Raw genomic sequence first — 13307 nt, forward strand, 5'->3', positions numbered from 1 at the left:
AACAGGCATGTCCGACATCCAGCCCCCGGTGCTTGCCACCACCTTCCTGCCGCTGCAGCGCAAATCGCTGGCGCGCTTCATCGCCCACGGCACGCCGCCGCAGACCGCGCTGGAACAGGCCGGGCTGATGGCCGCGCAGCTGTGCCGCACACGCCTGCACGCACCGGCGGAGATCGAGCGGCTGCTGCACGATGCCTGCGCGCTTTTCGCTGCCGACGGTGCCGCCGCAGCCGCGCAGCTGGCGGGGCAGGGCGGCGGCGCGCAGCCGGAACTCGACGCCTGGCTGTCCGCACTGGCCGCGCACGGTGTGTTGCTGGCCCCGGCGGAGATCCTGCAGGACTTCATCGTGCAGTCGCCACGCGCCTATCCCGGCCTGGCCCTGCAGCAGGCCTGCCAGCAGACGCTGGCCGAGCATGCCATCCGCTTTCCTGCCACCTTCGCCAGCGATGTCGATGATGACGATGCTGCACAGGACGATGCCGCCGCCGAAGACGCGCGCGCGGTCGAACACCACGGCCTGTACACCAGCGAACAGGCGCGTGTGCTGCGTGCCATCGCGGCCAATCCCGATGAACTGATCGATCTGGACGGCTATGCGGGCACCGGCAAGGGCCATCTGGTGCTGGCACTGATGGATGCGCGCCCCGGCCGCTATACCTATGTAGCGCCGTCACGCGCGCAGGTGGAAGCATTCCGCAGTCGCGTGCCGGGCAGTACCGCAGCGCGCCTGCTGACCCAGATCGAATTCGCCAACCGCCTGGCCCAGCACGCCGCGCGCAGTGGCCTGAGCAACGGCTTCGTGGCCAGCTACCGGCGCAGTACGCGCACCCCGCGCGAGATTGCCGGGCGCATCGGCCTGCAGGGCATCGGCGCGCGTACGCCGGAACAGGTGCTGATGACGGCCTTCGAGGCAATCAACCGCTGGTGTGCCTCGGCGGCGCCGCGCATGGCCTTCCAGCATTTCGACCGCTCGGTGCCGGCGGCCATGCTGGACGTGGGGCCCTATCTGCAGGCGGCCGAGTATGTCTGGCGCTGCATGTTCGACGCCGAGCTGCAGCGTGGCACGCTGCTGAGCCTGAGCCCGCTGCACATCGGCAAGTGGCTGGCCCTGCGCGGCGTGCGTCCACCGTTGGAGCTGGGCATGCTGCTGATCGACGAGGCACACGATCTCAGCCCGTCGTGGAAGCAGCTGCTGTCCACCCACGCGCCGGGCGTGGTCAGCCTGGGCGACCCGCACCAGTGCCTGACCGGCACCGTGCCGCGCTGGGCTGCATCGAAGGTGCTGGAAATGCACCAGTCGGTGCGGCAGGGAAACCAGGTGGACGACCTGGTAAACCAGACCCTGGCGCTGGACGGGCTGGGTCAGGACAGCGGGCCCTTCGTCGGCGCCACCGACCGCGCCACCGGCGTGCTGCAGTACCGCGACTGGACGCAGGTGCCGATCGCCGGCCTGCGCATCCACGGCAGCGCGGCGCTTCTGGCCCAGGATGCGGCCCAGCTGCAGCTGCGCGGTCTCAGCCCCTACCTGCACCCGGCGTCACTGCGCACGCTGCGCAGCCAACTGCAGCGCCCGCTGGACGCCTGGCGTCGGCGCGGCGACAGCGGGTCCAGCCAGGAGTGGCAGCGCGTGCTGGCGGCCCTGGCCGACGACGGGCAGGGCGCACTGGTGGAACTGCTGGCATCCAACGAACAGGTGCAGGCGCTGCTGCAGGTGCTGGACGCGCAGGAAGCGGCCAGCGATGGCGGTGTGGTGCTGTGCCTGGCCGAGCATGCGAAGAACCTGCAGTTCGACGTGGTTGCACTGTCGCCCAGCTGCTTCAGCGCAGGGCAGGGCAGTCGCATCTGGCACAACCCGGTGCGCGCGGCCTATCTGGCCATGACCCGCGCGCGGCGCCAGCTGCATGTGCCTGCCGATGGCATGGAACACCTGCAGCACACGGCCGCCCTGCAGGAACAGGTGCGGCAGGCACGCAAGCGCGAGCGGCAGCACGCCAGCGGCTACCGGCCCGTGCGCTGATACCCGCGCGGAGGGGTCGCCGGGACGGTGGTTCGCGCTGTGACCGGGGCCGCACAACCGGGCGATGACCACGCCGCACGTTCATGGCGCGACGTATGCTGGGCCGTGTCTTACCGCAAGGATTGCAATGCATCTGCTGAAACTGCCCGTGGCTGGCCTGTTGATCACGCTGCTGTTGGGGGCGTGTGCGCAGGCTGAAACGCCGCGCAATATGTCGCCGACGCAGACCAACGAGGAAGGCTGCACGCGCAAGCGCAGCCTGGGTCCGCAGAACGCTTACGCCGATCCTGCTCCGATCAAGCAGGCCTGCGTGGGCCCGTACCTGCTGGAGCTGCCGCAGAACTACTTCAGCAACCAGATGGGCACCGAGCACGATGGCAGCTTCTCGCTGGCACTGGAGTATCCAGCGCTGCAGCCGTTCAAGCCCGGCGAGCGGATGAACCTGAGTGCGGATGTCTCCATTCGCACCGTCAGAATCGACTATACCTATATTGATCGCGTCAACCTGTGGGACGTAATGCGCAAGAGCTACACGCGCAAGGAATACCAGCAAGGCGATCCGTCTGAGACTCTGGAAGAGCGCATCAAAGGTGATCCAGTGCATGGCCTGGTGCCTTACTACGTCGACGTGGCAAAGGTTCAGGAGTTCTACCGGAAGCAGGGCTTCGATGAACGCGCACCGATCATCCAGCACATTTACTGGCAGTACGACTGGTTCGTTTCCCGAAATGCAGCGGACCAGATCGACCAGGTGATCAAGTGCACCACCCGGGATGTCGCGGAATCGGGTGTCATGTACCGTGATGGAAAGATGGTGAAGAAGCCGGTCTTTGGCTTTGCCGAGTGCAACCAGCGGTTTGTCATCGAGGAACTGAGTGTCATTGCCGAAGTGCACTATCCGCGGGAAGGCATTGCGGACTGGAAGACGATCAGGGAGCGCTCCCGTGCGCTGCTGATCGACAACAGTGCTGCGGAAAGAACCCGGTAGTCATGTGAATATCGCCCTGGGGACGAACAAGCGGACTACCAACGATGGTCGCAACATAAACGAACGGCAGACGTGTCGTCGTATGCTTGCCCGTGTCTCATCGCAAGGATCGCAATGCAACCGTTGAAGTCGCCCATGGCTGGCCTGTTGATCACGCTCTTGCTGGGTGCGTGCGCGCAGGCCGAAACGCCGCGTAAACCGCCGCGCCTTCTGACGAATGAGCAGGGGTGTTCGATCACAATCGACAACCAGCCGATCAATCCCTACCAGGTTCCCTCACCCATCGAGCGGGCCTGCGTGGGGCCCTATCAGCTGGAGTTGCCGCAGAATTACTTCAGCACACAGATGGGGCCCGAGCACGATGGAAGCTTCTCACTCGCATTGGAGTACCCATCGCTGCAGCCGTTCAAGCCCGGCGAGCGGATGAACCTCACGGTCGATGTATCCATCCGCACGGTAAGGCTCAGTTACATGTACATCGGCCAGGCAGACGTCTGGGACGTGATGCAGCGCAGATACACCCCCCGACCAAGCCGGATTGATGACCCAGCTGCATCACTGGACGGGCGGATCCAGGGTGACGCGCTCCATGGCTTGGTTCCCTACTACATAGACATGGACAGCGTGCGTGCTTACCACCGCGCGAGAGGAATGCCCGAAACAGCACCGGTCATGAAGCCGGACTATCACTACGACTGGTACGTATCGCGGGACGACGTGGGACGCGTCGACCAGCTGGTTCGCTGTACGCCGCGCGAGATCACCGAGTCGGGCGTGGAGTACCGTGATGGAAAGATGGTGAAGAAGCGCGTTATCGGATTCGCCGAATGCCAGCAGACGTTCGTCATCGAGGAACTGAACACCATCGTTGACATCAAGTATCCCCGCGAGGGGCTGCCGCAATGGAAGCAGATCGCAACGCGCGCGCGCGTGTTGCTGATTGACAACATCACGAAGGAGCGCAAATGAATACTGGAAAGGACGGACTGAGCAGGCAGGACCTCGATATTCTTGAGGCCTACGCAGAGGCGGGCAACCGCGAGCTGTACTTCAATTACCTCGCGCACAAGCAGGGTAATGACGGCTACGGCCTGCTGGCACTCGGTGTCGTGCGCAACGACAACAACCCCGGTGCCACGGCGAACAGCTTCGCGGACCGGCAGGCGCGCGCCGATGGCGTTCATTTCAATTAAGGTCAGTGGCAGGAGTTCGGCGTCGAGCTGATCCAGCGCGACTTCGCGCTGCGCGCAGCACAGTTTGAAGCGGGCAGGTCGGATCTTGCGTTGAACCTCCCAGTCGATGACATCCAGCAAGCGCATGATGACGCATTCAACGCACGCGGCATTGATCCCTCCGCTTGGACCCCCTACACGCTGCTGATGGCCGCACGCGCCCATGGTGGTCGTGCAGAAGCCGAAGCCGTCTGGACCATGCTGCTGGACAACAACAATCGCGGCTTGGATCGCGCGGCCGAGACAACGAACCTGGTGCTCGGCAAGTACCGGAACCTGATCGACGATCCGGCCGGCTATCTGAAGAACATGGCCGAGGCACGTGGACCGCATGGCCTGCAGCCTGTGTCCAATCTCGACCCGGATCGGATTGCCTACCACGGTGCGACGTATGTGCACGACGATGCCCAGGGACAGTGGCGCCGCGAAGTCTCGGTGCCGGTGAATGCCCCGGTGCTGCCGCTGCCCATCGGTTCGGTGCCCGTGGGCAGCGTGCGCGAGACCGATCCGGCCACGCTGCGGTATCTGGACGATGCACGCGATGTGCGCCAGTTGCGCGAGACGCTGCGCGGGCAGTTCCATGCGGACGATGAGAACAAGGACCGGACGATCATGGCCAGCCCGTTCGTGCTGAGTGATGCCACCCCGCTGCAGATGCAGCCGGAACGGCAGCGTGCCGGCATCGATCCGCGCGAGCCCGGGCATGCACGCCACGCGCTCTACCAGCAGTGCGCGGCGGGCGTGCGCGATCTCGAGGCGGGGCTGGGCAAGCCGTGGGATGCGCAGAGCGAGTGCGTCAGCGCCAGCCTCACCACGCTGGCGGCCGGCGCCGAACTGCAGCGGGTGGACCACGTGCTGATGGGACGCGGGGTGCTCGCCGGGCAGGAAGGGCCGAACCTGTTCGTGGTGCAGGGCGACCCGGCCGACCCGGCGCATCTGCGCGCGCAGGTGCCGGTGGCACAGGCGCTGGCGATCCCGGTGGAGCAGTCCTTCCAGCAGTTGGCGGTGAACGATCAGCGCCAGGCGCAGGAACAGGCGCTGCAGCGTGAGCAGGATCAGCAGCTGCAGCCGACCCGCAGCGCGCCGGTCATGGCCTGACCGGCCCCGGCGCATCTGCGTAGGCGGTGGGCGCGGCCTGCGGGCCACGCCTGCCGATCGTCTCAGTTCAGCACTTTTCCTTGCGGCCCATCAGCTTTCCCAGGCGCGACGGTTCTTCGCACTTGGGTGCCACGACCGGGGTCGGTGCCAGCGCCGCGCCGCGTGCCTTCTGCATCTGCTGCAGCTTGGCGCGGATCTGCGGCATGGCCGCCATGGCCGCCTTCTCACCTTCCAGAATGGCGGTGCCGCGCTGGCTGAAATCGGCCGCGCCGATATCCAGCACCTTCGGTCGGATCACGATGTCGGCGCGGGCCAGTTCCTGCTCGCCCAGGCGCTGGCCCATGATCGCGATCGACTGGTTGACGATACCCAGCATGCCGGTCGGCGCCTTGCCGCTGGCCTTGCTGGAAATATCCACGGCGATCACGAACTCGGCGCCGAGCTGGCGCGCGGCGTCCACCGGCACCGGGCTGACCACGCCGCCGTCGATGTAGTTGCGGCCGCCGATCTTCACCGGCTCGAACACGCCGGGAATGCTGCTGGAGGCACGCACCGCCTGGCCGACATTGCCGCGCACGAAGATCGAACGCTCGCCGGTTTCCAGCTGTGTGGCGACGGCGGCGAAGGGCTTCTTCAGTTTCTCGGCGGGGCGGTTGGCCACCTGTTCGTTGACGTAGTCCTGCAGCTTCTGGCCCTGCACCAGGCCGCCGGAGAACAGGCGCACGTCGCGGATGCTGGCTTCGTCCAGCGCCACCGCCTTGCTCTGCATCTGGAAGGCGTCCATGCCGCTGGCATACAACGCACCGACCACGCTGCCGGCGCTGGTGCCGGACACCACCACCGGTTCGAAGCCGTTGGCTTCCAGCATCTTGATCACGCCGATGTGGGCAAAGCCCTTGGCCGCGCCGCCGCCCAGGGCGATGCCGATCTTCACCGGCTTGGCCTGCGGCACCACGGTCGGCGGCGGGGGCGGGGTGGGCCGCACCTCTTCGCCACCGCAACCGGCCAGCAGGCCGAGCAGGGCGACGGAGAGCAGCACGCGGGGGCGGAACACGGTCATCGGCAGCGGCGCACGGGGCGCGGGTTCAGGAAAGGGCGCCAGCATACCGAAGCTGCAATTTACGTGGGTAGCGCCGGGCGATGTCGGGCAGATGGTTCAGCTGGCGGTGCCGTCGCCGCTGTGCGCGCCGGGCGTGGCCCGGCGCTACCGTGAAAGGTCAGAAGCGGTTGTCGCCGTCCAGCATGCGGCCCAGCCCACCCAGCACCGAGCCTTCGCCGCGGTTCTTGCCACCGCCCTGCGGCGCGGCCATCCACATGCGCCCGGCCAGGCGCGAGAACGGCAGCGACTGCAGCCAGACCTTGCCCGGCCCGGTGAGGGTGGCCAGGAATACGCCCTCGCCACCGAACAGCATGCTCTTGATGCCGCTGACCCGGCGCACGTCCATGTCCACCGTGGGGTGGTAGGCCACCACGCAGCCGGTATCCACGTCCAGGCGCTCGCCGGCCGCCAGCTCACGCTCGACCACGCAGCCACCGGCATGGATGAACACCCAGCCGTCGCCTTCCAGCTTCTGCATGATGAAGCCCTCGCCGCCGAACAGGCCGGTCATGATCCGGCGCTGGAACTGCACGCCGATCTGCACCCCGCGGGCGCCGGCCAGGAAGCTGTCCTTCTGGCAGATCAGGCGGCCGCCGTGCTGGTCCAGCTTCATCGGCAGCACGGTGCCGGGGTAGGGCGCGGCGAAGGCCACGGTGCCGCGGCCGTTGCCGATCTGGGTATAGACCGTGGCAAACAGGCTTTCGCCGGTGACCACCCGGCGGCCGGCGGCCATCACCTTGCCCATGAAGCCGCTGCTGGCCTGCGAACCGTCGCCGAACACGGTGTCCATCTGCACCGAGGCGTCCTTGAACATCAGCGCGCCGGCTTCGGCGATCGCGCTCTCGCCCGGGTCCAGGCCGATTTCCACGAACTGCATCTCATGGCCCACGATGCGGAAATCGATCGGGTCGCCGTGGCCACCGCTGTTGCTGACCGGCGCTACCACGCTGCGATGCGCCGCCGGCGGCGGCGCTGCATGCGGTGGCGGGGTGGGCGCGGCCGGCTGGCGCAGCGCGGCAACCTCGGACACCGGTGTCCACCCGGACATGCCCTGGCACCAGGCCAGCGCGTGTGGATACGCCTGCGCATGGGCGCGCGCGGCCTCGTCATCAAGCGGGCCGACACGCTCGGCCTGGCCGGCGGCATGGAAGTACCACTGGGTCATTGCTGCAGCTCCGTTGCGGGAACAAACCACGAGTCTAGCCGCAGCACACGGGGGCGAATGGCAGGGCCATGAACGATCGGCATTTGCGGCGCGGGTGCTGTATTGCAACAATTATCTGGTAGCGCCGTTTTACCACCCCTCCAAACACAGCCTACCGCCATGTCTCCGACCCGCACTTCCCGTGGCCGCCTTCCGGTCGCGCGCCCCCTCGTTGCCGCTCTTTCCGCCCTGTTGCCGCTGGTAGCAGCTGCCCAGGAAACCCCTGCCGCCAAGGACCCGGTTGCCCTCGACGCCCTGCAGGTGACCGCGCAGCGGCGCGTGGAAAATGCCAAGGACGTGCCGGTGGCGATCACCGCCATCCAGGGCGAAAAGCTGGATGTGCTCGGCTCGGCCGGCGATGACATCCGCTTCCTGTCCGCACGCGTGCCCAGCCTGAACATCGAGTCGTCCTACGGCCGTGCCTTCCCGCGCTTCTACATCCGCGGCCTGGGCAACACCGATTTCGACCTCAATGCCTCGCAGCCGGTGTCGCTGGTGTACGACGACGTGGTGCAGGAAAGCCCGCTGCTGAAGGGCTTCCCGCTGTTCGACCTGGCCGGCGTGGAAGTGCTGCGCGGCCCGCAGGGCACCCTGTTCGGCCGCAACACCCCGGCCGGCGTAGTGAAGTTCGATTCGGCACGCCCCTCGCAGGACGCCGACGGCTACGTGAAGGTGTCCTACGGCAGCTATGACACCTGGAACGTGCAGGGCGCCTACGGCGGCCCGCTGACCAGCCGCTGGTCGGCCCGCGTGTCCGCGCTGTACCAGCGCCGCGACAACTACGTCGACAACACCATCGCCAATGCGCCCAGCTCGGGCTTCGAAGGCTATGACGAAGCCGCTGGCCGCGTGCAGTTCCTGTACGAAGGCGACGACGTGGAAGCGCTGTTCAACCTGCACAAGCGCAAGCTCAACGGCACCGCGCGCCTGTTCCGCGCCAACATCATCCAGCCGGGCAGCAACGCACTGGTCGAGAACTTCGACCGCGACAAGGTGTCCACCGACGGCCTGAACTTCTCCAACCTGGAAACCTGGGGCGGCAGCGCGCGCATCAAGTGGGACCTGGGCCGGGTCACCCTGCATTCGATCACCGGCTATGAAACCGCCGAATCGCTGAACCACGGCGACGTGGACGGCGGCTACGGCGCCTCGTTCCTCGGTGCGGGCAACTACGGCCCGGGCTTCATTCCGTTCCCGTCCGAGTCGGCCGACGGCCTGCCGCACCACCGCCAGTGGACGCAGGAATTCCGCGTCGAATCCAACGAGTGGGGCCGCTTCGACTGGCAGGCCGGCGTGTTCTACTTCGATGAAGACGTCACCATCGACAGCTTCAACTACGACTCGCTGACCCCGGGCAACCCGCAGACCGGCCACGCCGTGCAGAGCCAGCGCAACAAGGCCTGGGCCGCGTTCGCCTCGGGCGACCTGGACGTGACCGACCGCTTCAAGCTGCGTGCCGGCGTGCGCTACACCCAGGACAAGAAGGACTTCACCGCCAGCGTGCTGCAGGCCGTGTCCGGTGGTACGCCGGTCAGCGGCCCGTACCTGGCCAACAGTGATGTGGACGATGTCAGCTGGGACCTGAGCGGCGTCTACCAGATCACCGACAACATCAATGCCTATGCGCGCGTGGCCAAGGGCTTCCGTGCACCGTCCATCCAGGGCCGCCTGGCCTTCGGCGGCGTCACCCAGGCCGATTCGGAAAAGGTGATCTCGTATGAGGCCGGCATCAAGGCCGACCTGTTCGATCGTCGCGCACGCCTGGGCTTCAACGTGTTCCGCTACAACGTGGACGGCCAGCAGCTGATCGCGGTGGGTGGTAGCAACAACACCGCCACCCTGCTCAACGCCGACAAGACCATCGGCCAGGGCTTCGAGCTGGACTTCGAGGCCTACCTGACCGACCACGTGCTGATGACCCTGGGCAGCAGCTACAACGACACCGAGATCAAGGACCGCGATCTGGCGGTGGCGATCTGCGGCGGTGGCTGCACCATCACCGACCCGACCACCGTCATCAACGGCGGCACCTACGCGCTGGTGAACGGCAACCCGCTGCCGCAGGCGCCGAAGTGGATCCACAACCTGACCCTGCGTGCCGGCTTCCCGGTGAACGACGCCAGCGAGATCTACGTCTACACCGACTGGGCGTACAAGAGCCCGGTGAACTTCTTCCTGTACGAGTCGCCGGAGTTCCGCAGCCGCAGCTCGCTGGAAGGTGGCCTGCGCGTGGGCTACAACTGGGACTACGGCCAGTACGACGTGGCCGTGTTCGGCCGCAACCTGACCAACCAGACCCGCGTGGTCGGTGCGATCGACTTCAACAACCTCACCGGCTTCCTCAACGAGCCGCGTACGTTCGGCGTGGAATTCACCGCGAAGTTCTGAGGCGGTTGACCGCGTGATGCAATGAAGAAGGGCCGGCGAAATGCCGGCCCTTCTGCGTTTCCGAGGTCGCTGGGGACATCGGGGTCGGATCCCTTTCCGCAGGAAAGGGCTCTGACCCCGGAGCCGTGCGGTGCAGGCTTACAGCGCGCTCTGCGGGCGCACCTTCAACACCGCTTCTTCTGCCGCACAGTCGCGGGCCGAGTGCTGTCCCGCCTTGCGTGCCGCGGCAATTTCCCTGCGAGCCGCCAGCAGATCCTGCTGGAACGCCGCATTGTCGTGCAGGCGCGCAACGGCGGCGGCACCCATGAAGCGGCCTTCCAGGATGTCGCTCTGCCAATGCACGTTGCACACCAGGCGGCTTTCCCCGTAGTTGCGGCCGCGTGCCTGGATGGCATCGGCGCGGTCCGGGGCGATCTCGGAAAGAATCAGCGCCCAGGCCCAGCCGATCGAGGTGTGGCCGGAGGGGTATGAACCATTCTTGCGCAGCCCGGCTTCATCGTCGGGCGTGCAGGTGGGTTCGCCATTGACCATGAACGGGCGCGGGCGCTGGTAGTGGTTCTTGGCCGCCTTGGTGGCCGCACTGGCATCGATCCGGCTGCGCTCCAGCAGGCGATACAGCGCAGGCGTCTTCACTGCATCCACGTCCACGTCGATCGCGCACGAGAACTGGTTGGCGCCTTCCGGGAAGCCCAGTTCGGCGTCGCGCGTGGCCTGGGCGAAGCGCGGCGTGCCGCGCAGGGCGCGGGCTTCACGGCTGACCTGTTCGTCCAGCGCGAAGCCAGCCGAACCGGCCGCAGGCGGGGCAGGCACCAGCAGCAGGCTGGCCGGTACTGCGGTTGCGTCCAGGTAGCCCACTGCCCGGGTGGTCACGTTGGCCTCCACCGCGGTGGGCTTGCTGGCGGTGGCGGCGCAGCTGGCCAGGGTCATGGCGATGGCAAGACCCAGCAACGGGCGGGCAGGGCGGGCGATCAGGGACATGGGCAGACTCGGGGCTGTGAACACAGGCGCCATGATCGCAGCCGCCGCCGGGTGCCGCAGCGCCCATCGGTCATACGGCCAGACCCGGCACGGTCGGCTTGTCGCCAATGTCCTGATTCCGGTCACAGCGCACGGACTTTCACATGCCTTCAGCACCAGCATCTGCCCACAGCCGGGCCGGGGGGATCTGCTGACAAGGGAGAGATGCGATGCGCAGCACCGCAACAGGAAGTATCGTCCTGGCCCTGCTGGTGGGCCTGGCCGCCGCACCGGCACAGGCCGCCGACGTCTACGGCGTGGCCTTCGTGCATGGCACCGGCGCGCAGACCAACGCCACCCAGGATTACTGGCAGCCGGCGATCATCGACACCGTGCGCCAGGGGCTGCCGAACAGCAGCAACTACGTGGTCATCAACTGCGATTTCACCCAGTACATGTGGAAGCCCGAAGCGGCCGGCTGCCTGGCCAGCCAGCTCACCGGCTTCATCGACAGCCGCGGCATCACCCAGCTGGTGGTCATCACCCATTCCAACGGCGGCAACGTGATGCGCTGGATCCTGTCCAACCCCACCTACGACAGCCGCTACCCGAAGATCATCAGCCGCACCCGCAAGGTCACCGCGCTGGCCCCGTCGTCAGCCGGCACGCCGCTGGCCGATGCGGTGCTCAACGGCAACACCTTTGAAACCTCGCTGGGCTGGCTGCTGGGCTACAAGAACGATGCCGTGCGCATGCAGCAGGTCGGCCACATGGCCACCTACAACGCGCAGAACCTGTATGGCACCGCCGGCCGCCCGGCCCTGCCCAAGCCGTTCCGCGCGGTGGTCGGCAGCGATGTCGAATCGGCGGTCTGGGACAGCAACAGCTACTGCGGCGGCTACGCGGCCAACGTCGGCCTGGAATTCACCCAGAACTGGTTGTCGTCCTGTTCCGATGGTTTCCTGGAATGCAGCAGCCAGAAGGCGGCCGGCAGCCTGCTGTTCACCGACAAGGCGCGCACCCAGGGGGCCGAGCCGTTGAGCCACAACCAGAGCCGGCGCGAATGCTTCGGCCTGGGCACCATCCTGCGCAACGACCTGACCCAGTGAGGGAGACGACCATGAAGATCCATTCCACCTTCCTGGCCGCTGCCGTGCTGACCGCACTTGCCGCCGGGCCCGCCCTGGCCGCACAACCGCTGCGTGCCGCCCTGGGCACCGACCAGGTGCCCGCCGCGCTGGTGGCCGCGCCCCTGCCCGCCGAAGACAGCGAGCGCGTGCCGCTGGCCTTCGCCTGGGCGCTGGACCCGGCGCAGCCGTTGCAGGCACCGGGCGCGTATGCCGCCGTCAGCCGCAGCTACTGGCAGCAGGTCGACGCGGCCGAGCTGCAGCGTGGCCTGGACCTGCCGCTGACCGCCCCGGACGCGGTGATCCAGGTCAGTCCCGGTGCCGGCGCACGCGCGCTGCCCGCCGACGCACTGCAGGTGCGTGATGCCGCCGGCCGTACCAGCGTGGCCCGCAGTGTCGATGCACGCCAGCTGCAGGACGCCGGCATGGCGGTGAGCGATGGCAGCAGCATGCTGCGCACCGGTGCCAGCAGCGCGGTGGGCGCCTACCGCCTGCAGAGCGCGCAGGCGCAGGGGCGCTACGTGGTGCAGGTGCTTGAACCCAACAGCCCGGTGCGCCTGGAAGTGCAGGCCAGCCAGGCGCAGGTGCTGGCCGGTGGCAGCGTGCAGCTGCAGGCGCGCCTGCTGGAAGACGGTGCCAACGCCAAACAGATGGCGGCACGGCGCGGCAGCCTGGGCGGCGAGGCATTGCTGGTGGCGCCCGATGGCCGCAGTTGGCCGCAGCGGCTGCTGCGCACCAGCGACGGCAGCCTGCGTGCGCAGGTGCGCATTCCCGCCCAGGCCAGCACCGTGCAGGGGCTGTGGGAACTGCAGGTGTTCGCCCAGGCAGACGGCGTACTGCGCGACGGCAAGGTGGCCTTTGCCGTGGCCCAGCCCACCGCGCGGTTCAGCGGCCAGGCCAGCCCGGATACCGCCAGCCGCCGGGTCAGCCTGCCGCTGCAGGTGGCTGCGCCAGGCCGCTATGAAGCGCGTGGCACGCTGTACGCCACCGGCGCCGACGGCCAGTTGAAGCCGGTGGCGCAGGCGCATGCCGCAGCGTGGTTCGACGGCGCCGGGCAGGGCGCACTGGTGCTGCCGTTCGACCAGGCACCGCTGCCTGCCGGCTTTGGTGCGCCGTATGAACTGCGTGAGCTGCAGCTGCAGGACCAGAGCCGGATGGCACCGATCGAATCGCGCGCGCAGGCGCTGCGGTTCTGAG

11 protein-coding genes are annotated in these 13307 nt (G+C 67.3%); 8 read left to right on the forward strand and 3 right to left on the reverse strand.

The annotated features are described in order from the left end of the window. The first annotated feature begins 7 nt into the window (after positions 1-7). From C1930_RS00280 to C1930_RS00300, 5 genes are all read left to right on the forward strand, one after another. On the forward strand, positions 8-2017 hold the full coding sequence (locus C1930_RS00280; protein ID WP_108754994.1) for a hypothetical protein: 2010 nt from the start codon (positions 8-10) through the stop codon (positions 2015-2017). A 127-nt stretch (positions 2018-2144) separates the two neighbouring features. Then, complete coding sequence (locus tag C1930_RS00285) at positions 2145-3005, forward strand: hypothetical protein (RefSeq protein WP_108770805.1); 861 nt, start codon at positions 2145-2147, stop codon at positions 3003-3005. 135 nt (positions 3006-3140) lie between these two features. Then, positions 3141-3974, forward strand: coding sequence for a hypothetical protein (locus C1930_RS00290; protein ID WP_108754996.1), 834 nt, complete (start codon positions 3141-3143; stop codon positions 3972-3974). Beyond that, positions 3971-4198, forward strand: coding sequence for a hypothetical protein (locus C1930_RS00295; RefSeq protein ID WP_108770807.1), 228 nt, complete (start codon positions 3971-3973; stop codon positions 4196-4198). Before C1930_RS00290 ends, C1930_RS00295 begins: the two co-directional genes overlap by 4 nt. A 90-nt stretch (positions 4199-4288) precedes the next feature. Beyond that, positions 4289-5335 (forward strand): XVIPCD domain-containing protein, encoded by a 1047-nt coding sequence (locus tag C1930_RS00300; RefSeq protein WP_159093500.1) that lies wholly within the window; start codon positions 4289-4291, stop codon positions 5333-5335. A 67-nt stretch (positions 5336-5402) separates the two neighbouring features. Here the strand turns inward: C1930_RS00300 and C1930_RS00305 are convergent, their stop codons facing one another. Beyond that, positions 5403-6395 (reverse strand): patatin-like phospholipase family protein, encoded by a 993-nt coding sequence (locus C1930_RS00305; protein ID WP_108754679.1) that lies wholly within the window; start codon positions 6393-6395, stop codon positions 5403-5405. 157 nt (positions 6396-6552) lie between these two features. Further along, on the reverse strand, positions 6553-7599 hold the full coding sequence (locus C1930_RS00310; protein WP_108770809.1) for a TIGR00266 family protein: 1047 nt from the start codon (positions 7597-7599) through the stop codon (positions 6553-6555). A 159-nt stretch (positions 7600-7758) separates the two neighbouring features. Between C1930_RS00310 and C1930_RS00315 the strand changes: the two genes are divergently transcribed. Further along, the gene (locus tag C1930_RS00315; protein WP_108754999.1) at positions 7759-10026 is read left to right on the forward strand and encodes a TonB-dependent receptor; all 2268 of its coding nucleotides are present in this window, start codon (positions 7759-7761) and stop codon (positions 10024-10026) included. A 138-nt stretch (positions 10027-10164) separates the two neighbouring features. Here the strand turns inward: C1930_RS00315 and C1930_RS00320 are convergent, their stop codons facing one another. Then, positions 10165-11004, reverse strand: a complete 840-nt coding sequence (locus tag C1930_RS00320) for a phosphatase PAP2 family protein (protein ID WP_108751723.1) — start codon at positions 11002-11004, stop codon at positions 10165-10167. 209 nt (positions 11005-11213) lie between these two features. Here C1930_RS00320 and C1930_RS00325 point away from each other — a divergent pair, with 209 nt between their 5' ends. Then, positions 11214-12092, forward strand: coding sequence for a hypothetical protein (locus C1930_RS00325; RefSeq protein ID WP_108770810.1), 879 nt, complete (start codon positions 11214-11216; stop codon positions 12090-12092). Between the two features lie 11 nt (positions 12093-12103). Beyond that, positions 12104-13306 carry a DUF4785 domain-containing protein gene (locus C1930_RS00330; protein WP_108770811.1) on the forward strand — a complete coding sequence of 401 codons (1203 nt, stop codon included), beginning with the start codon at positions 12104-12106 and terminating at the stop codon, positions 13304-13306. Position 13307: the final 1 nt, after the last annotated feature.

Origin of the sequence: Stenotrophomonas sp. SAU14A_NAIMI4_8 (assembly GCF_003086695.1) — a bacterium.
In the GTDB taxonomy this organism is placed as follows: Bacteria; Pseudomonadota; Gammaproteobacteria; order Xanthomonadales; family Xanthomonadaceae; genus Stenotrophomonas.